This is a genomic window from Escherichia sp. MOD1-EC6842, assembly GCF_002965705.1.
Taxonomy (GTDB): domain Bacteria; phylum Pseudomonadota; class Gammaproteobacteria; order Enterobacterales; family Enterobacteriaceae; genus Escherichia; species Escherichia ruysiae.
Genome location: NZ_PTRF01000028.1, coordinates 1 through 22,725 on the forward strand (window position 1 = coordinate 1; position 22,725 = coordinate 22,725).

A 22,725-nucleotide genomic window follows, 5' to 3' on the forward strand; every position below is an offset into this window, starting at 1 on the left:
TTTATCGTCTTGCGACGTTAAGAATCCGTATCTTCGAGTGCCCACACAGATTGTCTGATAAATTGTTAAAGAGCAGTTGCGACGCGGCTTTCAGCTCACTGTCGCGAGGTGGCGTATATTACGCTTTCCTCTTTCAGAGTCAACCCTGAATTTCAGGATTTTATCTCTTCAACCGAACCGGCTATTTGTGTGAAGTGATTCACATCCGCCGTGTCGATGGAGGCGCATTATAGGGAGTTCTCCTGAGGCCGCAATAGAAAAATTGCAAAAAAATGACTGACTGCTGCATTCCCCAGCAAAACCCCTATTTATACCTTTTTACGCACAGAGTTATCCACAATCATAAGCGTTATTTCTGTATTCCTGACCTGCTAACCACAATCGAAATGCTGCTCACCATCGAAACAAAAAAATTCGCGAGCGTTGCGCAAACGTTTTCGTTACAATGCGGGCGAAAAATAAAGATGCCCCGTTAGGGGCGTTAGCTGAGTTTTTCGCGAAAAATTCAGCTAACGCTCTCTGTAATAGTCAAATCCAGGGGATTTACCATGCAACAACGTCGTCCAGTCCGCCGCGCTCTGCTCAGTGTTTCTGACAAAGCCGGTATCGTCGAATTCGCTCAGGCACTTTCCGCACGCGGTGTGGAACTGCTATCTACAGGAGGCACTGCCCGACTGTTAGCAGAAAAGGGTCTGCCGGTGACCGAAGTTTCCGATTACACCGGTTTCCCGGAGATGATGGATGGACGTGTGAAGACTCTGCATCCGAAAGTACATGGTGGCATTCTGGGCCGTCGCGGCCAGGACGATGCCATTATGGAAGAACATCAGATCCAGCCTATCGATATGGTGGTTGTTAACCTGTATCCGTTCGCCCAGACCGTGGCTCGTGAAGGCTGCTCGCTGGAAGATGCGGTTGAGAACATCGATATCGGCGGCCCAACGATGGTGCGCTCCGCAGCGAAGAACCATAAAGATGTCGCAATCGTAGTAAAGAGCAGCGACTACGACGCCATTATTAATGAGATGGATGCCAACGAAGGATCGCTGACGCTTGCAACCCGTTTCGACCTCGCCATCAAAGCCTTCGAGCACACCGCCGCTTACGACAGCATGATTGCCAACTACTTCGGCAGCATGGTTCCGGCTTACCACGGTGAAAGCAAAGAAGCTGCCGGTCGCTTCCCGCGCACGTTGAACCTGAACTTCATTAAGAAGCAGGATATGCGTTACGGCGAGAACAGCCACCAGCAGGCTGCCTTCTATATAGAAGAGAATGTGAAAGAAGCCTCCGTTGCCACCGCAACCCAGGTTCAGGGTAAAGCCCTCTCTTATAACAACATCGCCGATACTGATGCGGCGCTGGAGTGCGTGAAAGAGTTCGCCGAGCCGGCATGTGTCATTGTGAAGCACGCCAACCCTTGCGGCGTGGCTATCGGCAATTCCATTCTTGATGCTTACGATCGCGCGTACAAAACCGACCCGACCTCCGCATTCGGCGGCATCATTGCCTTTAACCGCGAGCTGGATGCTGAAACAGCACAGGCCATCATTTCTCGTCAGTTTGTCGAAGTGATTATTGCGCCGTCCGCCAGCGAAGAAGCCCTGAAAATCACCGCCGCCAAACAGAACGTTCGCGTCCTGACCTGTGGTCAGTGGGGCGAACGTATTCCGGGTCTTGATTTCAAACGCGTGAACGGCGGTCTGCTGGTTCAGGATCGCGATCTGGGCATGGTCGGTGCGGAAGAACTGCGCGTCGTCACCAAACGTCAGCCGACTGAACAAGAGCTGCGTGATGCGCTGTTCTGCTGGAAAGTGGCGAAGTTCGTGAAATCCAACGCCATTGTCTATGCCAAAAACAATATGACCATCGGGATTGGCGCAGGCCAGATGAGCCGCGTGTACTCCGCAAAAATCGCCGGTATTAAAGCTGCTGATGAAGGCCTGGAAGTGAAAGGTTCCTCGATGGCTTCTGACGCATTCTTCCCGTTCCGCGACGGTATTGATGCCGCCGCCGCTGCGGGCGTGACCTGCGTAATCCAGCCTGGCGGTTCTATCCGTGATGACGAAGTGATTGCCGCCGCCGACGAGCACGGTATTGCGATGCTCTTCACCGACATGCGCCACTTCCGCCATTAATGGAGCGACAGATGAAAGTATTAGTGATTGGTAACGGCGGGCGCGAGCACGCGCTGGCCTGGAAAGCGGCACAGTCGCCGCTGGTTGAGAGAGTATTTGTCGCACCAGGTAATGCGGGAACGGCACTGGAACCTGCGCTGCAAAACGTCGCTATCGGCGTGACCGATATCCCGGCACTGCTGGATTTCGCGCAAAACGAAAAGGTAGATCTGACCATCGTCGGCCCGGAAGCGCCGCTGGTGAAAGGCGTGGTCGATACTTTCCGCGCCGCCGGACTGAAAATCTTCGGCCCAACCGCAGGTGCCGCGCAACTTGAAGGCTCGAAAGCGTTTACCAAGGATTTCCTGGCCCGCCATAAGATCCCTACGGCGGAATACCAGAACTTCACCGAGGTAGAACCTGCGCTGGCGTATCTGCGTGAGAAAGGCGCGCCAATCGTCATTAAAGCTGACGGTCTGGCTGCCGGGAAAGGCGTTATCGTCGCGATGACGCTGGAAGAAGCCGAAGCGGCTGTTCACGATATGCTGGCGGGCAACGCCTTTGGCGACGCGGGTCATCGCATTGTTATCGAAGAGTTCCTCGACGGCGAAGAAGCGAGCTTTATCGTGATGGTGGACGGCGAGCATGTGCTGCCGATGGCCACCAGCCAGGATCACAAACGCGTAGGCGATAAAGATACCGGGCCGAACACCGGCGGAATGGGCGCTTACTCTCCAGCGCCGGTAGTAACCGATGAAGTTCATCAGCGCACGATGGAACGTATCATCTGGCCAACCGTGAAAGGCATGGCGGCGGAAGGAAACACCTACACCGGTTTTCTCTATGCAGGTTTGATGATCGACAAACAGGGCAATCCAAAGGTTATCGAATTTAACTGCCGCTTTGGCGATCCAGAAACCCAGCCGATTATGCTGCGCATGAAGTCCGATCTGGTTGAACTCTGCCTGGCCGCCTGTGAAGGCAAGCTGGACGAGAAAACATCCGAGTGGGATGAACGCGCTTCTCTCGGCGTGGTGATGGCTGCGGGCGGGTATCCGGGCGATTACCGCACTGGCGATGTGATCCACGGCCTGCCACTGAAAGAAGTCGAAGGCGGCAAAGTGTTCCACGCGGGCACAAAACTGGCAGATGACGAGCAGGTGGTGACCAGCGGCGGGCGCGTACTGTGCGTCACCGCGCTGGGTCATACCGTGGCAGAAGCGCAGAAACGCGCCTATGACTTAATGACTGATATCCACTGGGATGACTGCTTCTGCCGGAAAGATATCGGCTGGCGCGCCATCGAACGCGAGCAGAACTAACGCGACAGTTTTGCCAATAGCGTTTTGCGCGTGATCCCTAACTGACGGGCGGCTTCGGTTTTGTTGCCGCCCGTTTTCTCCAGCGCCGCCAGAATCACCTCTTTTTCCACTTCCACCAGCGGCTGAATATCCTGACTTTGCGCCAACGGAATCGGCGTACTGGCAATCGCCAGCGGCAGCTCGCGTTCGGAAATATATTCCCCGGTCAGCAGCACCACCGCTCGTTCTACCGCATTTTCCAGCTCACGAATATTGCCCGGCCAGTCGTAGTGAATCAGCAGATCCATCGCCTGGGGCGTAAAGCCTTTTACCGCCTTGCGATTGCGTTCGGCAAATCGCTGAAGAAAATGATTAGCCAGCAGGGGAATATCTTCCCGCCGTCGCCGCAGCGACGGCACTTCAATTGCCACCACGTTCAGGCGATAGTAGAGATCCTGGCGAAAACGCCCGGCCTTTACCTCAGCGGCAAGATCGCGATGGGTCGCGGCAATCAGCCGAACATCAACCGAAATAGTCTGGTTGCTGCCGACACGCTGAACTTCGCGCTCCTGAATCGCACGCAGCAGACGAACCTGCATCATCGGCGAGATATCGCCAATTTCATCGAGAAACAACGTGCCGCCGTCTGCCTCAACAAAGCGCCCTTCCCGCCGTTTGTCGGCGCCGGTAAACGCCCCTTTTTCGTGACCGAACAATTCAGATTCCAGTAAGGATTCGTTGAGTGCCGCGCAGTTGAGCGTTACCAGCGGTTTTTCGCTACGTGCGCTACTGGCGTGAATCGCCCTGGCGACCAGCTCTTTACCGGTGCCGGAATCGCCGTGGATCAGCACCGTGGCTTCCGATGGCGCGACGAGGGCGATTTCACTGAGCAGGTGTTGCATCGCCGGGCTTTTACCGACCATACCAAACTGGCTGGCAGACACCGCAGGCGTTTCAGAAGCGAGAATCTGCGTATGCGCGAGCGCCTTTTCCAGCGTCGCCTGCAAGTTATCGAAATCCAGCGGCTTAATGAGATAATCCAGTGCCCCGGTCTTCAGTGCTTCTACCGCCGTCTCGACGCTGGAGTAAGCGGTCATAATCAGTACCGGAATCGCCGGATTTAACGCTTTGATCTCTTTCAACGTGGCGATGCCGTCCATCTCCGCCATTCGCACATCGCAAAGCACAAGATCAAAAACCTGTTCCCGCACCTGTGCCAGCGCCTGTTGCCCGCTGTTCGCCAGCGCGACGTTATAGCCCCAACCGCGCAGCAATGCCTGCAAGATGGTGCAGTGGCTAATGTCATCATCCACCACCAGAATATCGATATTATCGTGCGTCATCCTTGTGGGTCCTTACGCGTAATATTGACCGGAAGCCATAGAGTGAACGTTGCGCCTTTCCCCTCCTGGCTTGCGACCTGAATTGTACCACCGTGTTGTTCAACAATATTATGCACGACCGCCAACCCCAGTCCGGTGCCTTCGGCTTTGGTGGTGAAGTACGGAGTGAAGATGGCTTCAAGCTGATCCGCCGCAATTCCCTTACCGTTGTCGGTAACGCTGATTTTCACGCCTGTGCCGCTTTCGCTGGCCACCACGCTAATCACCCCATGCTGACCAATCGCCTGAATAGCATTGAGATAGAGATTCAACAGAACCTGGGTCAGCCGATCCGGATCTGCCTGAATTTGCGGCAATGTGTCGTTGGCGGTAAAGCGCAACTGAATTTCCCGGCTGTTTGCATCCTGGCTTACCAACTGTAATGAGTGGTTAATCAGGGTGTTGAGATCCACCGCCTGCAAAGCCAGATGCGTTGGCTTAACCAGTTCCAGTAACTCGCTGACCACGCGGTTTAAACGGTCGGCCTCTTTCGCCATTACCTGCGCCAGTTGGTGCGCTTCCCCACCCTCTGGTGCTCGTTCGGCAAAATATTTCGCCAGCCCTTTAATTGAGGAAAGCGGATTGCGAATTTCATGGGCAACACCTGCCGCCAGATGCCCCAGCGCCACCAGCTTCTCTTTGCGCTTCATCTCATCCTGTAGAAGCTTGCGCGAGCGCAGATACCGGCGATACCAGAAGAATGACAACACGCTTGCCAGCAAGACCGTCGCCAGGGCGAAGAGGATAATCAGGGTGTTTCTCTGCTCACGATCTTCAGCACTCACAATGTTACTGGCGTCGAAAGCGATAAAAATTGCTTGTGGTGTCGCGGCATACTGCTGCATATGGCGCATCCGGTGCATTCCAGCAGCAAACATCGGTTGAAACTGGCGATAAATTTCCAGAACAGGCTCGCCGTCTGCGCTATCGATCCGCCGCCACGCTTCTTCATCTCCCGGATGTAACTGCTGCATTTCCTGCGGGGAATAAAGCTGTTTTCCCACCATGCCGGAGTTGCTATGCATCACGATTATTCCTTGTTCATCCGTGACCGCAAACCAACGTACTCCAGGCTGTCCGGCCATTTCTTCCAGTAAGGCCTGCTGCTGCGCATGATGCATGCGCATCCCCATGCCGACGCGCGAGCCGGATTCGAGAGCACGGATAAGTACACTGCCTTTTTCCAGAAGCGTTTGTCTGGCGGCGGCAGTCTCGCGCCCATAATCGCGAATCACTGTCACCGCAAACAGCCCCACCAGCCCAACAATGGCCACGGGGAGGATGGCGCTTAACCATTTGGCTAAGGAGTCTTTAGAACGTTGCATAAAACGCATCTTCTTCTTTTTTGCCTGTTCATCCCTTTTTGACAGCAGAAATCATGCCATCTTTGATCAGCGTTTACCCTGCGCTGTAACACAAACGCTTATGTTTCAATGAGTAAAAATGACTCGCCACCCACATCAGGCGAGTCATTTTTACTCGCTTATCATGCCTGATTTCCCGTCACGTCAGCGTTTCGTCGTTGGCACGGAAGATGCAATACCCAAAGTAAGACAACCACTGGAGGATTAACCATGAAACGGAACACGAAAATTGCCCTGGTGATGATGGCGCTTTCAGCAATGGCTATGGAATCAACATCTGCATTTGCTCACGGCGGACACGGTATGTGGCAGCAAAATTCCGCGCCTTTGACCAGCGAACAACAGACGGCGTGGCAGAAAATCCATAATGACTTTTATGCTCAAAGCAGCGCGCTGCAACAGCAACTGGTGACGAAGCGTTATGAATACAACGCTCTGTTAGCCGCTAACCCACCGGATAGCAGCAAAATTAATGCGGTCGCCAAAGAGATGGAGACTTTGCGTCAGTCGTTAGATGAGTTACGGGTGAAACGGGATATCGCGATGGCTGAAGCGGGTATTCCGCGCGGTGCAGGAATGGGCATGGGTTACGGCGGCTGCGGTGGTGGCGGTCATATGGGTATGGGTCACTGGTAAATCAGAACGTTTTCTCGTTGGGTTGCCAGCGACAGAAATCAGAGTTTGCCACTAACAGTAATTGCGAACCTTCGGGCGCTTCCAGCCATGCCACGCTGACATCAACAGAAGAGCTGCTCTGGCGGCGCTCGATATGCGCTATCGCCTGCGAATCTAAATCAGGTTTAATGGTTTGCCCTTCGCAGGTGGTTACGGTCTGTTCCATCTCATGCCAGCGTCCCTGACGCAGCACCACTCTCCCCTGGCGTAAAGCATCGCTAATCTGGCGGATTTGGTCAGCGCGATAACGGTATAAATCGATTTGGTCGTTAGAAAGCTGCTGCTTTTCCCCGTCGGATTCACGTTGCATAAAGCTCAGGTCGCCGCGATCGTCAAAACGCGCGCGAATGTTCACCGGCGGTTTACTGTAGACGTTGATATTGATAAGTGTGAGGTTATCGCCCTGCCAGCGATACTCTCGCGTCGTGGTATCGCCATTGCGCCACGGGCTGAACACAGCAAGCAAATGCACATTGTCACCGCTGTCTTTTCGCCAGATACGTACCGCGCCCTGGTCTTCAGCAAAACCACTGGCAGTAAAGGGAGGAAGTGAAGAGTTGTGGCTACAGGCAGTGAGAAACAGTACACCTGCCAGCATCAATGAGTGACGCCAGAAAGACAAAAGGGGTGAAACCACCCCTTCGTTAAAACTGTTCACTGCCACGCAATCTTACTTAACTGCGTCTTTCAGTGCCTTGCCAGAAACAAATGCCGGTACGTTAGCTGCGGCGATTTTGATTTCTTTACCGGTCTGCGGGTTGCGGCCAGTACGCTCAGCGCGGTGGTTCACTTTGAAGGTTCCGAAACCAACCAGTTGTACAGCATCGCCTTCTTTCAGAGACTCAGTAATTGCAGCCAGAGTGGACTCCAGAGCAGCTTTAGCCTGGGTTTTGGACAGTTCTGCTTTCTCTGCAATTACATCAATCAGTTGAGTCTTGTTCATAAGTTATCCTTACAATGTGTTTATCGCTTGCTAAGCATCGAGTGCGACGGAAATGCCAGAATAGCACTCTCCTGCATACACGCACCGATAGCCACTTTTTTTCGCCCCCCAAATGTAGACCAGACGGGGGGCGAAAGGGAAGACTCCAGGTACGACAAATCAGGCGTTAATTCACGTTTTCTGGTCTTATTGCTGAAAAATTATACCAATATTGCTCTCACCCGCCTCACGCAGGTCTGCCCTAAGGCCTTTTATCAGCTCGATGTCGCGTTCTTCACACTCGGCTAAAAGTCGGAATATTTCCCACTGAATGTCCCATTCTTGCTCAACGGCTGGGTTTTCTTTCAGCTCTTCATCGCTCATTTCGCGACCAGCCTGAGTCATTTCCAGCATCGCAACGGTAGTGATGGAGGTCTTACTCACTTCCACCGCGTGTTCGAGCGTTTCGCCACTCAAACGCGAATGAACCAGTTCACTTAACGCCACGCAGGCATCAATTGCCGGATAAACGCCGTACAGATCGAAATCGTCCGCTGAAGGAATCGCTTCCTCAAATTTCTCCAGTTGGCTGTCGAAATTCACTTTTGCGTCTTTGACGGTCAGTGTTTCCCAGATGAGATCGAGAATACGGCGGTAAATTTGCCCATCACCAAAACCGGTTTGCTGGCAGAACATGGCGTAATTGGGGTACATGCGTTCGCATAAGCAAGCCATGAAAGTGACGTGCTGCCAGCTTTCCAGGCGCTCCAGACGCAGATGAATCGGGTTTTGTAACATGTTGAGTTCTCAAATACGGAAATTATCCGCAGTTTACCTGAATTAGGGCTGATTTGCTGTATAGCGCACAAATGCCGGACGTTCCGAGGCCACGGCATCCGCCCAGCGCGTTGGCTCTGGCAGACGATAGCCTTTCATGCAGCGTTGTACCCACGCCAGCGCGCTATCCACGCTGACCCGATGACCCGTAGCGATAAACAGCGGGTTGCAGCGTGCTTTGCTGCGCCAGACCCAGGCCAGCTGCTCACCTTTATCCATCAGCGGCGCCAGCGCGCCCGGTTCGTTGGAGAGCGGTTCGAATTTACCGCATAGTCGTTTTTTCGCCACGCCAATGGTCGGTACATCCACTAATAAGCCAAAATGGCTGGCGACGCCAAGGCGGCGCGGATGCGAGATCCCGTGGCCATCAACAAACACTAAATCCGGCTTTTGTGACAGCATCTCCCACGCTGCCAGCAGGGCAGGATATTCACGGAAGGAGAGAAACCCCGGGATGTAAGGCATGGTGGTAGCAATGCGTGCCACTTTATACTCCACCAACTCAAGAGTGGGATATTTCAGCAGCACCATCGCCGCTCGCGTCACTTCTCCACCCTGTTCAAACCCGACATCGGCTCCGGCGATCAGATCCGGTGGATCTTTATCGAGTCGATCCTCGCGGATCACAGAAGAAGCCAGTTCGATTTGTTGAGCGCGTAATGACGCGAGATCCATAATTACTCCTTAGCGGTGATATTGTTCAGATAACCGATGCACTGCCTCCACAAACACGCCAGCATGTTCTGGCGGCACATCCTGGTGAATGCCGTGACCAAGGTTAAAGACATGACCTTCACCGTGACCGAAACCTGCAAGTATAGTCGCTACTTCTTCTTCAATTCGGGCTGGTGGCGCGTACAGCATCGACGGGTCCATATTGCCCTGCAATGCGACTTTATTGCCCACGCGGCGGCGCGCATCGGCGATGTCGGTTGTCCAGTCCAGTCCCAGCGCATCGCAACCGGTTTCTGCCATGGCTTCCAGCCACTGTCCGCCACCTTTGGTAAACAGCGTGACGGGCACGCGGCGACCGTCGTTTTCACGCAATAAACCATCAACAATTTTATGCATGTAATAGAGCGAGAACTGTTGATAATCGCGCCCGGTAAGCACGCCGCCCCAGGTGTCGAAAATCATCACCGCCTGGGCACCGGCTTTAATCTGCGCATTCAGATACAGGGTGACGCTTTTCGCCAGTTTATCGAGTAACGCGTGTAACGCCTGCGGATCGGCATACATCATTTTTTTGATCACGGTGAAGGCTTTGCTGCTGCCGCCTTCCACCATGTAGGTCGCCAGCGTCCACGGACTGCCGGAAAAACCAATCAGCGGCACTTCGCCTTTCAGTTCGCGGCGAATGGTACGCACCGCGTTCATCACGTAACCCAGTTCATCTTCCGGATCCGGAATTGGCAGTTTATCAACGTCAGCTTTGCAGGTGACTGGCGAGGTAAAACGAGGACCTTCTCCGGCTTCAAAATAGAGCCCTAATCCCATCGCGTCCGGAACGGTGAGGATATCGGAAAAGAGGATCGCCGCGTCCAACGGATAGCGACGCAGCGGCTGCAAAGTCACTTCGCACGCCAGTTCGGCGTTTTTGCAAAGCGACATAAAATCGCCCGCCTGAGCACGCGTGGCTTTATATTCTGGTAGATAGCGACCCGCCTGGCGCATCATCCATACTGGAGTGACATCAACGGGCTGGCGCAGCAGCGCCCGCAGATAACGATCGTTTTTAAGTTCGGTCATTTTGGCTGTTCCTTAGTGCGTCAGGCGGTCAGTGTATCATCACTCATACTCTGCCCGACACATCGCCACCGTATCTTCTATCAGGCGGCGCGCCACGGTGCCAGGAGGTGGCAGTAAGGGTAAATCGTCGTAACGATACCAGTTCGCCTCCAGCAGTTCTTTTGGATCAATCACGATGTCGCCGCTCTCATAGTCCGCCATAAACGCAGTCATTAATGACTGAGGAAATGGCCACGGCTGAGAAGTCACGTAACGCAGGTTTTTGACTTTGATGCCACTCTCTTCCATCACTTCCCGCGCGACCGCCTGTTCGAGGGTTTCGCCCACTTCGACGAATCCGGCAAGTACCGTATGGACACCGTTACGATGGCGGGTATGCTGAGCGAGCAGAATCGAATCATCACGACGGATGGCAACAATAATGCAGGGGGCGATTTGCGGGTAGTAACGCTCACGGCAGTGGCTGCACAGCATCGCCCATTCTGTTTTGCTCGGATACATTTCATGCCCGCAATACCCGCAGTATTTATGCGAGCGGTAAAACTCCGCCAGTTGCACGCCGCGTCCGGCTAGTTGAAATAGCCCGACGTCCAGATCAATGACCTGGCGCACCGAACCCATATCATGGCGGCGCTGCTGTTGCACCAGCCAAACAGGTTCTCCTTGCCATTCGCCGATATGCAGTGCGCGCTGACCCACAAGATCGAAATTTGCCGCTTTGCCATATGGCAATTCTCCCTTCGGCAACCATAATTTTTGCTCATGACTGACGACCCACCAGCCGTGATCTAATTTTTCAATTATACGATCCATAGCTCTTGCACTACCTTTGCATCACTGGCATGTTTAACATGGTTTTTACATTTCTCACTGAGCAGTTTTTGAATACAAACTTGCGGAGTCAATCATGCTTAACCAGCTCGATAACCTGACGGAGCACGTCAGAGGAAGTAACAAACTGGTTGATCGCTGGCTACATGTACGTAAGCATCTGCTCGTGGCTTACTACAATCTGGTTGGCATTAAGCCTGGCAAAGAATCGTACATGAGGCTAAACGAAAAAGCCCTTGATGATTTTTGCCAGAGTCTGGTCGATTACTTGTCTGCCGGACATTTCAGCATTTATGAGCGCATTCTTCATAAGCTGGAAGGCAACGGGCAGCTCGCTCATGCCGCGAAGATTTGGCCGCAACTCGAAGCCAATACGCAACAGATTATGGATTACTACGATTCCAGCCTGGAAACCGCCATCGATCATGATAATTACCTTGAATTTCAACAGGTTTTATCTGACATCGGCGAGGCGCTGGAAGCGCGCTTTGTGCTGGAAGATAAGCTGATTCTGCTGGTGCTTGACGCCGCCCGCGTCAAACATCTTGCTTGAGTTCTGCGCTGTTAACGCGTAATTTACATTCAACGCCCCGTTTTCGGGGCTAATTTCTTGTCGGAGTGCCTTAACTGGCTGAGACCGTTCATTCGGGATCCGCGGAACCTGATCAGGCTAATACCTGCGAAGGGAACAAGAGTTAATCTGCTACCGTATCGCCTTTGCGGCGATCGTCTCTTGCTTCATCCGTCGTCTGACAAGCCACGTCCTTAACTTTTGGAATGAGCTATGTCTGCAATAAAACTGACCCGCCGCGAACAACGCGCCCAGGCGCAACATTTTATCGACACCCTGGAAGGCACCGCCTTTCCCAACTCAAAACGCATTTATATCACTGGCACACAACCCGGCGTGCGCGTGCCGATGCGTGAGATCCAGCTTAGCCCGACGCTAATCGGCGGCAGCAAAGAACAGCCGCAGTACGAAGAAAACGAAGCGATTCCGGTTTATGACACCTCCGGCCCATATGGCGATCCGCAAATCGCCATTAACGTTCAGCAAGGGCTGGCAAAACTGCGTCAGCCGTGGATCGACGCACGCGGCGATAGCGAAGAACTTACCGTGCGCAGTTCCGATTACACTAAAGCGCGGCTGGCAGATGATGGCCTCGAAGAGCTGCGTTTTAGCGGCGTATTAACGCCAAAACGCGCCAAAGCAGGCCACCGCGTCACACAATTGCACTACGCCCGTCAAGGCATCATCACACCGGAGATGGAATTCATCGCCATTCGCGAGAATATGGGACGCGAGCGCATCCGCAGCGAAGTTTTGCGCCACCAGCATCCGGGAATGAGCTTTGGCGCACGTCTGCCGGAAAATATCACTGCGGAATTTGTCCGTGATGAAGTCGCTGCCGGACGCGCCATTATCCCCGCCAACATTAATCATCCTGAATCAGAGCCGATGATCATCGGCCGCAACTTTCTGGTGAAAGTGAACGCTAATATCGGCAACTCGGCGGTCACCTCTTCCATCGAAGAAGAAGTGGAAAAGCTGGTGTGGTCTACGCGCTGGGGAGCGGATACGGTGATGGATCTTTCCACCGGTCGCTATATTCACGAAACCCGCGAATGGATTTTGCGTAACAGCCCGGTGCCAATCGGTACTGTGCCGATCTACCAGGCACTGGAGAAGGTTAATGGGATCGCTGAAGATCTTACCTGGGAAGCGTTCCGCGACACGCTGCTGGAACAGGCCGAACAGGGCGTGGATTATTTCACGATTCATGCAGGCGTTCTCCTGCGCTATGTACCGATGACCGCGAAACGCCTGACCGGTATCGTCTCGCGCGGCGGTTCGATTATGGCGAAATGGTGCCTCTCCCATCATCAGGAAAATTTCCTTTATCAACATTTCCGCGAAATTTGTGAAATCTGTGCCGCTTATGACGTTTCGCTGTCGCTGGGCGACGGTCTGCGCCCCGGTTCTATTCAGGACGCCAACGATGAAGCGCAGTTTGCCGAGCTGCATACGCTGGGCGAACTGACCAAAATCGCCTGGGAATATGACGTACAGGTGATGATTGAAGGCCCCGGGCATGTGCCGATGCAGATGATTCGCCGTAATATGACCGAGGAGTTAGAGCACTGCCATGAAGCGCCGTTCTATACCCTCGGGCCGCTGACCACCGATATTGCACCAGGCTATGACCACTTCACGTCGGGGATTGGTGCGGCGATGATCGGCTGGTTTGGCTGCGCGATGCTCTGTTACGTAACGCCGAAAGAGCACCTGGGTCTGCCCAATAAAGAAGACGTTAAGCAAGGGCTTATCACCTATAAGATTGCCGCCCACGCTGCCGACCTGGCAAAAGGGCATCCGGGCGCGCAAATTCGCGATAACGCCATGTCGAAAGCCCGCTTCGAATTTCGCTGGGAAGACCAGTTTAATCTGGCTCTCGACCCATTTACCGCTCGCGCTTACCACGATGAAACCCTGCCGCAAGAGTCCGGTAAAGTCGCCCATTTTTGCTCCATGTGTGGGCCGAAATTCTGCTCGATGAAAATCAGCCAGGAAGTACGTGATTACGCCGCCGCGCAAACCATTGAAGTGGGAATGGCGGATATGTCGGAGAACTTCCGCGCCAGAGGCGGAGAAATCTATCTGCGTAAGGAGGAAGCGTGATGTATCAGCCTGATTTTCCTCCTGTACCTTTTCGTTTAGGGCTGTACCCGGTGGTGGACAGCGTACAGTGGATCGAACGTCTGCTGGACGCTGGCGTGCGAACCCTCCAGCTACGCATCAAAGATCAGCGCGATGAAGAGGTGGAAGCCGATGTCGTAGCGGCAATTGAGCTGGGTCGCCGCTATAACGCGCGGCTGTTTATTAATGATTACTGGCGGCTGGCGATCAAGCATCAGGCGTATGGCGTCCATCTGGGGCAGGAAGATTTGCAATCTACCGATCTCAGCGCCATCCGCGCGGCTGGTCTGCGGCTTGGCGTTTCGACCCATGACGATATGGAAATCGACGTTGCGCTGGCAGCACGACCTTCTTATATCGCGCTGGGACATGTGTTTCCGACACAAACCAAACAGATGCCTTCTGCACCGCAGGGGCTAGAGCAGTTGACACGGCACATTGAGCGACTGGCGGATTATCCCACCGTGGCGATTGGCGGTATCAGTCTGGCACGCGCGCCTGCGGTGATAGCAACGGGTGTCGGCAGTATCGCCGTCGTCAGCGCCATTACTCAAGCCGCAGACTGGCGTTTGGCAACGGCACAGTTGCTGGAAATTGCAGGAGTTGGCAATGAATGACCGTGATTTTATGCGTTATAGCCGCCAAATCCTGCTCGACGATATCGCTCTTGACGGGCAGCAAAAACTGCTCGACAGCCAGGTGCTGATTATCGGTCTTGGCGGGCTGGGTACACCTGCTGCGCTATACCTGGCGGGCGCTGGCGTCGGGACGCTGGTACTGGCAGATGACGACGATGTGCATTTAAGCAATCTGCAACGACAAATCCTCTTTACCACTGAAGATATCGATCGCCCGAAATCGCAGGTCAGCCATCAGCGACTGACACTGTTGAATCCCGATATTCAACTGATAGCACTACAACAACGGTTAACGGGTGAGGCGTTAAAAGATGCGGTTGCACAAGCCGATGTGGTGCTCGACTGTACAGACAATATGGCGACTCGCCAGGAGATTAATGCCGCCTGCGTGGCACTCAACACGCCGCTTATCACCGCCAGCGCGGTCGGATTTGGCGGTCAGTTGATGGTACTGACGCCGCCCTGGGAGCAGGGGTGTTACCGCTGCCTGTGGCCAGATAACCAGGAGCCAGAACGCAACTGCCGCACGGCAGGCGTGGTTGGTCCGGTGGTCGGAGTGATGGGCACGTTACAGGCACTGGAAGCGATTAAGTTATTGAGCGGTATAGAGACGCCTACAGGAGAACTCCGACTGTTCGACGGTAAATCCAGCCAGTGGCGCAGCCTGTCGTTGCGCCGCGCCAACGGATGTCCGGTATGCGGAGAGCGCAATGCAGATTCTGTTTAACGATCAACCGATGCAGTGTGCCACCGGACAAACTGTTCACGAACTGCTGGAACAACTCGATCAGCTAAAAGCAGGCGCGGCGCTGGCGATTAATCAGCAAATCGTCCCGCGCGAGCAATGGGCGCAACATATCGTGCAGGATGGCGACCAGATCCTGCTTTTTCAGGTTATTGCAGGAGGTTGAAATGTTACGTATCGCGGACAAAATGTTTGATTCACATCTGTTTACCGGCACCGGGAAATTCGCCTCTTCACAACTGATGGTGGAGGCGATCCGCGCTTCCGGCAGCCAACTGGTGACGCTGGCAATGAAACGCGTCGACTTGCGCCAGCACAATGACGCTATCCTCGCCCCGCTTATCGCGGCGGGTGTGACACTGCTGCCGAATACTTCTGGGGCGAAAACGGCGGAAGAAGCCATTTTCGCTGCCCATCTGGCACGTGAAGCGTTAGGAACACACTGGCTGAAGCTGGAGATTCACCCTGACGCCCGCTGGTTGTTGCCCGATCCCATCGAAACGCTGAAAGCCGCCGAAACGCTGGTGCAACAAGGATTTGTCGTGCTGCCTTACTGCGGTGCCGATCCGGTGTTGTGCAAACGTCTGGAAGAAGTGGGCTGTGCAGCGGTGATGCCGCTCGGTGCACCGATTGGTTCTAATCAGGGGCTAGAAACCCGCGCCATGCTGGAGATTATTATCCAGCAGGCCACGGTTCCGGTAGTCGTTGATGCTGGCATCGGCGTTCCAAGCCATGCCGCGCAGGCGCTGGAAATGGGCGCCGATGCGGTGTTAGTGAATACGGCAATTGCCGTCGCGGACGATCCCGTCACCATGGCGAAGGCATTTCGCCTGGCGGTAGAAGCGGGCCTGCTGGCACGTCAGGCCGGACCTGGCAGCCGCAGTCATTTTGCTCATGCCACCAGCCCACTGACCGGATTTCTGGAGGCATCGGCATGAAAACCTTCAGCGACCGCTGGCGGCAACTGGACTGGGACGACATCCGCCTGCGTATCAACAGCAAAACGGCTGCTGACGTAGAGCGGGCGCTGAGTACAGCGCCACCTACCCGCGACGACATGATGGCGCTGTTATCGCCAGCCGCCAGTGAATACCTGGAACCACTGGCTCAACGGGCGCAGCGTCTGACTCGTCAGCGATTTGGCAACGTCGTCAGCTTCTACGTCCCGCTTTATCTTTCCAATCTTTGCGCTAACGACTGCACGTACTGTGGATTTTCCATGAGCAATCGCATCAAGCGCAAAACGCTGGATGAAGCAGATATCGCCAGAGAAAGCGCCGCTATTCGGGAAATGGGCTTTGAGCATCTGTTGCTGGTCACTGGTGAACATCAGGCAAAAGTGGGAATGGATTACTTTCGTCGTCATCTCCCTGCCCTGCGTGAACAGTTCTCTTCACTACAGATGGAAGTACAGCCGCTGGCGGAAGCGGAATACGCCGAGTTAAAGCAACTTGGTCTCGATGGGGTAATGGTTTATCAGGAGACGTATCACGAGGCGACGTATGCCCGCCATCATCTGAAAGGTAAAAAACAGGACTTTTTCTGGCGACTGGAAACGCCGGATCGGCTGGGTCGCGCGGGGATTGATAAGATAGGCCTCGGCGCGCTAATCGGCCTTTCTGACAGCTGGCGCGTTGACTGCTATATGGTTGCCGAGCATTTACTGTGGCTGCAACAGCATTACTGGCAAAGTCGTTATTCCGTCTCCTTCCCGCGCCTGCGCCCGTGTACTGGCGGGATTGAGCCAGCGTCGATTATGGATGAACGCCAGTTAGTGCAAACCATCTGCGCCTTCCGTCTGCTTGCGCCGGAGATTGAACTCTCACTCTCCACGCGGGAATCACCGTGGTTTCGCGATCGCGTTATTCCGCTGGCAATTAATAACGTCAGCGCCTTCTCGAAAACGCAACCAGGTGGCTATGCCGACAATCACCCCGAGCTGGAACAGTTCTCACCGCACGACGATCGCCGACCTGAAACGGTTGCTGCCGCATTAATCGCTCAGGGTTTGCAGCCGGTATGGAAAGACTGGGACAGCTATCTGGGACGCGCCTCGCAAAGGCCATGAGACAGAATGTAAGAACGTAAATTTATTCCGAGCTGCTACGGAAGATGAAAAACGGAAGGTTGTTGAAAGCGTTGCGTTTTTTTATGGTAGTACCGTCAGCAGGAATGTTGTCCAGGGCGAAAAGCTTCTTCCTCGTTTCGCCCTGCCTTTCTTAAAAATTTCACAATGCAAAGTCTGGAGTCACTACCTGTTGAACAATGAAAGAGATCTGATTGTAAGAGAGTAAATACCCGACTATGATACAGACGAAAATAAGAACACATGTTCTCATCTTCCTGGATGCAGCAGACTGAAGAAATTCAGACATCCCGCAACCTGCGATTATCGCAAGGTCAAGGCAAAGTCCGGTAATGGCGTTCTGAATACCAGAGATGATTCTCTGGCGAAACCCACCTTAAGGTGGGTTTTGTTATTTTGAGGGCTGAGGAAGCGACTTATTTCTTAATAGGTTGTAGGCGATGGTAAAAAATTTCACTGCTTTACCTTTCTGTTTTTCAGAAATGGGATAAGCACTAGTTACATGCAAGCGTAGTTTTTTCTTTTCTCTAAAAACTTTGAACGCAACAAAGTAAAATTTCTTTTCTCCTCCCTCTAACTCCACTTCAATCACGGCATAACTACCATACCCGGCATGAATAACTTTGCATTCTGGCAGCGCCAAAATAGCTCTTTTTAAGTGCATACGCGCTAAGTTATAGCGATGCTGGCAGAAGGGGCGAGATTCTTTAGGCGCATAATACATTAACGATAGTTTTTCTTCGTTCGTCTGATGTTCATAATCTTTTGTGAAACAGTGAAGAGGGTAGGTAACCCAAAAGCGATACTCTAAAGGCTCTTTGCCCTCATGATGCTGAACGTAGACGGCCTGATGAGCATCAAGAAACGATAAATCACGAACGTTACCATCCGGATGTTCAAAAGGCCGCCACTTCTCTACTTCCTATTTCATTCTCGTTCCTTAAGAAAGTTACACGGGAATAGTATCGAATCCTTGCCAACTTTGACTCAATTAGTTCAGTCAGTTTCAGGATGTTAGCCAGCTTTACATTTATTATGAGCATCCAGAAATTCGTTAAATATTCTGATAAATGGTCTTTTCCTGAATCGCCCCCATAAAAAAACCCGCCGAAGCGGGTTTTTACGTTATTTGCGGATTAACGATTACTCGTTATCAGAACCGCCCAGACCTGCGTTCAGCAGTTCTGCCAGGCTGGCAGACGCGTCTTCTGCAGTCACCTGCGGTGCAGCCGGAGCTTCGCCCGCAGCACGGCGGCGCATACGATCCTGGTGATACGCATAACCCGTACCTGCCGGGATCAGACGACCTACGATAACGTTCTCTTTCAGACCGCGCAGTTCATCGCGTTTGCCCGCAACAGCTGCTTCGGTCAGTACGCGAGTGGTCTCCTGGAACGATGCCGCAGAGATGAACGACTCGGTTGCCAGAGACGCTTTGGTGATACCCAGCAGATCGCGGGCATAAGTTGCACCCACTTTGCCGTTCGCTTCCAGTTCGCGGTTTGCGATCTTGACGCGAGAGTATTCAACCTGTTCGCCTTCCAGGAAGTCGGAGCTACCCGCGTTAACGATGGTGGCTTTACGCAGCATCTGACGAACGATAACTTCGATGTGTTTATCGTTAATCTTAACGCCCTGCAGACGGTATACGTCCTGTACTTCGTTAACGATGTAACGAGTCACAGCATGAACACCACGCAGACGCAGAATGTCGTGCGGCGCTTCCGGACCGTCGGAAATGACGTCACCACGTTCTACACGTTCACCTTCGAACACGTTGAGCTGACGCCATTTCGGAATCATCTCTTCGTAAGGTTCGCTGCCGTCTACCGGAGTGATAACCAGACGACGTTTACCTTTGGTTTCTTTACCGAAGGAAACGACACCGCTGATTTCAGCCAGGATTGCCGGCTCTTTCGGACGACGTGCTTCGAACAGATCCGCAACGCGCGGCAGACCACCGGTGATGTCCTTAGTACCGCCAGATTCCTGCGGAATACGCGCCAGGGTGTCACCAGAGCTGATCTGTACGCCATCTTCCAGCTGAACAATCGCTTTACCCGGCAGGAAGTACTGCGCAGGCATATCAGTACCAGGGATCAGAACGTCGTTACCCTGAGCATCAACGATTTTCAGTGCCGGACGCAGATCTTTACCACCTGCGGTACGTTCTGCGGAATCCAGAACTACCAGCGAAGACAGACCGGTCAGTTCGTCGGTCTGACGAGTAATGGTCTGACCGTCAATCATATCGGTGAAGCGAACAAAACCGCTTACTTCAGTGATAACCGGCATGGTGTGCGGGTCCCAGTTTGCAACGGTTTCGCCGCCTGCAACCTGTTCGCCATCACCTTTCGCCAGTACCGCACCGTAAGGCACTTTGTAGCTTTCTTTGGTACGACCAAATTCGTCGATCAGTTTCAGTTCGGTGTTACGGGAAGTGATAACCAGTTTACCGCTGGAGTTCACAACCGACTTCACGTTGCTGAGCTTGATGCTACCTTTGTTTTTCACCTGGATGCTGGATTCAGCAGCCGCACGGGACGCCGCACCACCGATGTGGAACGTACGCATGGTCAGCTGAGTACCCGGTTCACCGATGGACTGTGCCGCGATAACACCGATTGCTTCACCTTTGTTGATGATGTGGCCACGCGCCAGGTCACGACCGTAGCAGTGCGCACATACACCAAAGTCGGTGTCACAGGATACAACAGAACGTACTTTAACCGCGTCGACAGAGTTCTCTTCCAGCAGGTCACACCACTGTTCATGCAGCAGCGTGTTGCGCGGAACGAGGATATCGGCAGTACCCGGCTTCAGAACGTCTTCTGCAGTTACACGACCCAGTACGCGATCGCGCAGCGGCTCTTTAACATCGCCACCCTCGATAACCGGAGTCATCATGATACCTTCATGAGTACCACAATCGTCTTCAGTAACCACCAGGTCCTGCGCCACGTCAACCAGACGACGAGTCAGGTAACCGGAGTTCGCAGTTTTCAGTGCGGTATCCGCCAGACCTTTACGAGCACCGTGGGTGGAGATGAAGTACTGGAGTACGTTCAGGCCTTCACGGAAGTTCGCGGTGATTGGCGTTTCGATGATGGAGCCATCCGGCTTCGCCATCAGACCACGCATACCAGCAAGCTGACGAATCTGTGCCGCAGAACCACGCGCACCGGAGTCGGCCATCATGTAGATGCTGTTGAAAGATACCTGCTTCTCTTCCTGACCGTCACGGTTAATAACGGTTTCAGTTTGCAGGTTATCCATCATCGCTTTGGATACACGATCGTTCGCCGCAGCCCAGATATCGATAACTTTGTTGTAGCGTTCGCCCGCAGTTACCAGACCAGACTGGAACTGCTCCTGAATTTCAGCAACTTCTGCTTCTGCCTCGGAGATGATTTCGTGTTTCTTCTCCGGGATGACCATGTCATCGATACCAACCGATGCACCGGAACGCGCTGCATATGCAAAGCCGGTGTACATGATCTGGTCCGCAAAAATAACGGTCGGTTTCAGGCCGAGAATGCGGTAGCAGGTGTTCAGCATTTTGGAGATTGCTTTTTTACCCAGCGCCTGGTTGACGATGGAGTAAGGCAGACCTTTCGGTACAATCATCCACAGAATGGCACGGCCAACGGTCGTGTCCTTCAGGCTGGTTTTCGCTACTAATTCACCGTTAGCATCTTTTTCGTATTCAGTGATACGCACTTTAACGCGCGCATGCAGAGAGGCCAGGCCAGCGCGATAAATACGTTCTGCTTCTTTCGGACCAGTCAGCACCATGCCTTCGCCTTTGGCGTTAACACAGTCACGGGTCATGTAGTACAGACCCAGTACAACGTCCTGAGACGGAACGATGATTGGTTCGCCGTTCGCCGGGGACAGGATGTTGTTGGTAGACATCATCAGCGCACGCGCTTCCAGCTGGGCTTCCAGCGTCAGCGGTACGTGAACAGCCATCTGGTCACCATCGAAGTCGGCGTTATATGCCGCACAAACCAGCGGGTGCAGCTGGATAGCTTTACCTTCGATCAGTACCGGTTCAAATGCCTGGATACCCAGACGGTGCAGAGTCGGTGCACGGTTCAGCAGTACCGGGTGTTCGCGGATAACTTCGTCCAGGATATCCCAAACGACAGCTTCTTCGCGCTCAACCATTTTCTTAGCAGCTTTAATGGTGGTAGCAAGACCACGCAGTTCCAGCTTGCCGTAGATGAACGGTTTGAACAGCTCCAGCGCCATTTTCTTCGGCAGACCGCACTGATGCAGACGCAGGTATGGACCTACGGTGATTACAGAACGACCGGAGTAGTCAACACGCTTACCGAGCAGGTTCTGACGGAAACGACCCTGTTTACCTTTGATCATGTCGGCCAAAGATTTCAGAGGACGCTTGTTAGAACCGGTGATCGCACGACCGCGACGACCGTTATCCAGCAGGGCGTCTACCGCTTCCTGCAGCATACGTTTTTCGTTACGTACGATGATGTCCGGCGCAGCCAGATCCAGCAGACGTTTCAGACGGTTGTTACGGTTAATGACGCGACGATACAGATCGTTCAGGTCAGAAGTCGCGAAACGACCACCATCCAGCGGAACCAGCGGACGCAGATCTGGCGGCAGTACCGGCAGAACGGTCAGGATCATCCACTCTGGCTTGTTACCAGACTGAACGAACGCTTCCAGCAGTTTGATACGCTTGGTCAGCTTCTTGCGCTTGGTTTCGGAGTTAGTTTCGTTCAGCTCTTCACGCAGCTGTTCGCACTCTTGCTCCAGATCCATGCTCTTCAGCAGAGCCTGGATTGCTTCCGCACCCATTTTCGCGTCGAATTCGTCACCGAACTCTTCCAGCGCGTCCAGATACTGCTCTTCAGTCAGGATCTGCTGGCGTTCCAGGTTGGTCATACCGCCTTCGATTACCACATAGGATTCGAAGTACAGCACGCGTTCGATATCGCGCAGCGGCATATCGAGCAGCAGGCCGATACGGGACGGCAGAGATTTCAGGAACCAGATGTGCGCAGTCGGAGAAGCCAGCTCGATGTGCCCCATACGCTCACGGCGTACTTTGGTCTGGGTCACTTCAACGCCGCACTTCTCACAGATAACGCCACGGTGTTTCAGGCGCTTGTACTTACCGCACAGGCACTCGTAATCTTTTACCGGCCCAAAGATACGGGCGCAGAAAAGGCCGTCACGCTCAGGTTTGAACGTACGGTAGTTGATGGTTTCCGGCTTTTTAACTTCACCGAAAGACCATGAACGGATCATGTCTGGCGATGCCAGAGCAATTTTGATCGCATCAAACTCTTCGGTTTTAGTCTGCGCTTTCAGAAACTTTAATAAATCTTTCACGGATTTGCTCCCG

General features: G+C 53.5%; 19 protein-coding genes, 1 pseudogene and 1 riboswitch. Of the genes and pseudogenes, 10 read left to right on the plus strand and 10 right to left on the minus strand.

Annotated features, from left to right (window positions below; genetic code table 11):
* The first annotated feature begins 548 nt into the window (after positions 1-548).
* Together purH and purD are read left to right on the plus strand one after the other, a co-directional pair.
* Positions 549-2,138, plus strand: a complete 1,590-nt coding sequence (purH, locus tag A7Z29_RS21460; protein ID WP_001187577.1) for a bifunctional phosphoribosylaminoimidazolecarboxamide formyltransferase/IMP cyclohydrolase — start codon at positions 549-551, stop codon at positions 2,136-2,138.
* Between the two features lie 11 nt (positions 2,139-2,149).
* Positions 2,150-3,439 (plus strand): phosphoribosylamine--glycine ligase, encoded by a 1,290-nt coding sequence (gene purD, locus A7Z29_RS21465; RefSeq protein WP_105290790.1) that lies wholly within the window; start codon positions 2,150-2,152, stop codon positions 3,437-3,439.
* On the opposite strand, the gene zraR is transcribed toward purD, so the two are convergent.
* Together zraR and zraS are read right to left on the minus strand one after the other, a co-directional pair.
* Entirely contained in the window at positions 3,436-4,761 is a 1,326-nt protein-coding gene (gene zraR, locus A7Z29_RS21470; protein ID WP_032226620.1) for a sigma-54-dependent response regulator transcription factor ZraR, read from the minus strand. The two genes, purD and zraR, sit on opposite strands and share 4 nt — an antisense overlap.
* Complete coding sequence (zraS, locus tag A7Z29_RS21475; RefSeq protein WP_105290791.1) at positions 4,758-6,134, minus strand: two-component system sensor histidine kinase ZraS; 1,377 nt, start codon at positions 6,132-6,134, stop codon at positions 4,758-4,760. Before zraS ends, zraR begins: the two co-directional genes overlap by 4 nt.
* 240 nt (positions 6,135-6,374) lie before the next feature.
* Here zraS and zraP point away from each other — a divergent pair, with 240 nt between their 5' ends.
* Complete coding sequence (zraP, locus tag A7Z29_RS21485) at positions 6,375-6,800, plus strand: zinc resistance sensor/chaperone ZraP (protein ID WP_105290793.1); 426 nt, start codon at positions 6,375-6,377, stop codon at positions 6,798-6,800.
* Between the two features lies 1 nt (position 6,801).
* On the opposite strand, the gene A7Z29_RS21490 is transcribed toward zraP, so the two are convergent.
* The 6 genes from A7Z29_RS21490 to nudC form a co-directional block, all read right to left on the minus strand.
* Complete coding sequence (locus A7Z29_RS21490) at positions 6,802-7,497, minus strand: DUF1481 domain-containing protein (protein WP_038809070.1); 696 nt, start codon at positions 7,495-7,497, stop codon at positions 6,802-6,804.
* A gap of 12 nt (positions 7,498-7,509) precedes the next feature.
* Positions 7,510-7,782 carry a nucleoid-associated protein HU-alpha gene (hupA, locus tag A7Z29_RS21495; RefSeq protein WP_001044513.1) on the minus strand — a complete coding sequence of 91 codons (273 nt, stop codon included), beginning with the start codon at positions 7,780-7,782 and terminating at the stop codon, positions 7,510-7,512.
* A 186-nt stretch (positions 7,783-7,968) separates the two neighbouring features.
* Entirely contained in the window at positions 7,969-8,559 is a 591-nt protein-coding gene (locus A7Z29_RS21500; protein WP_000940106.1) for a YjaG family protein, read from the minus strand.
* 42 nt (positions 8,560-8,601) lie between these two features.
* The gene (gene nfi, locus A7Z29_RS21505; protein ID WP_000362394.1) at positions 8,602-9,273 is read right to left on the minus strand and encodes a deoxyribonuclease V; all 672 of its coding nucleotides are present in this window, start codon (positions 9,271-9,273) and stop codon (positions 8,602-8,604) included.
* Positions 9,274-9,282: 9 nt separating this feature from the next.
* Positions 9,283-10,347, minus strand: a complete 1,065-nt coding sequence (hemE, locus tag A7Z29_RS21510; protein ID WP_000137657.1) for a uroporphyrinogen decarboxylase — start codon at positions 10,345-10,347, stop codon at positions 9,283-9,285.
* 39 nt (positions 10,348-10,386) lie between these two features.
* Positions 10,387-11,160 carry an NAD(+) diphosphatase gene (gene nudC, locus A7Z29_RS21515; RefSeq protein WP_000373950.1) on the minus strand — a complete coding sequence of 258 codons (774 nt, stop codon included), beginning with the start codon at positions 11,158-11,160 and terminating at the stop codon, positions 10,387-10,389.
* 94 nt (positions 11,161-11,254) lie between these two features.
* On the opposite strand from nudC, the gene A7Z29_RS21520 reads away from it, so the two are divergent.
* From A7Z29_RS21520 to thiH, 7 genes are all read left to right on the plus strand, one after another.
* Entirely contained in the window at positions 11,255-11,731 is a 477-nt protein-coding gene (locus A7Z29_RS21520) for an Rsd/AlgQ family anti-sigma factor (RefSeq protein ID WP_000934290.1), read from the plus strand.
* Between the two features lie 51 nt (positions 11,732-11,782).
* Positions 11,783-11,883: riboswitch (TPP riboswitch) on the plus strand.
* Between the two features lie 79 nt (positions 11,884-11,962).
* Positions 11,963-13,858 (plus strand): phosphomethylpyrimidine synthase ThiC, encoded by a 1,896-nt coding sequence (gene thiC / locus A7Z29_RS21525; protein WP_001274112.1) that lies wholly within the window; start codon positions 11,963-11,965, stop codon positions 13,856-13,858.
* A complete protein-coding gene (thiE, locus tag A7Z29_RS21530) occupies positions 13,858-14,493 on the plus strand; it encodes a thiamine phosphate synthase (protein WP_105290794.1) in 636 nt (211 codons plus the stop codon). The genes thiC and thiE overlap by 1 nt, the downstream gene beginning before the upstream one ends.
* Positions 14,486-15,241 (plus strand): thiazole biosynthesis adenylyltransferase ThiF, encoded by a 756-nt coding sequence (thiF, locus tag A7Z29_RS21535; RefSeq protein ID WP_010348292.1) that lies wholly within the window; start codon positions 14,486-14,488, stop codon positions 15,239-15,241. Before thiE ends, thiF begins: the two co-directional genes overlap by 8 nt.
* Positions 15,225-15,425 carry a sulfur carrier protein ThiS gene (gene thiS, locus A7Z29_RS21540; RefSeq protein WP_001166240.1) on the plus strand — a complete coding sequence of 67 codons (201 nt, stop codon included), beginning with the start codon at positions 15,225-15,227 and terminating at the stop codon, positions 15,423-15,425. The genes thiF and thiS overlap by 17 nt, the downstream gene beginning before the upstream one ends.
* A 1-nt stretch (position 15,426) precedes the next feature.
* Complete coding sequence (thiG, locus tag A7Z29_RS21545; protein WP_105290795.1) at positions 15,427-16,197, plus strand: thiazole synthase; 771 nt, start codon at positions 15,427-15,429, stop codon at positions 16,195-16,197.
* Positions 16,194-17,327, plus strand: coding sequence for a 2-iminoacetate synthase ThiH (gene thiH / locus A7Z29_RS21550; protein ID WP_105290796.1), 1,134 nt, complete (start codon positions 16,194-16,196; stop codon positions 17,325-17,327). The genes thiG and thiH overlap by 4 nt, the downstream gene beginning before the upstream one ends.
* A 409-nt stretch (positions 17,328-17,736) precedes the next feature.
* On the opposite strand, the pseudogene A7Z29_RS21555 reads toward thiH, so the two are convergent.
* Positions 17,737-18,267: pseudogene (locus A7Z29_RS21555) on the minus strand (stationary phase growth adaptation protein); the annotation flags it as partial.
* A 221-nt stretch (positions 18,268-18,488) separates the two neighbouring features.
* Entirely contained in the window at positions 18,489-22,712 is a 4,224-nt protein-coding gene (gene rpoC, locus A7Z29_RS21560; RefSeq protein WP_000653937.1) for a DNA-directed RNA polymerase subunit beta', read from the minus strand.
* Between the last annotated feature and the right edge of the window lie 13 nt (positions 22,713-22,725).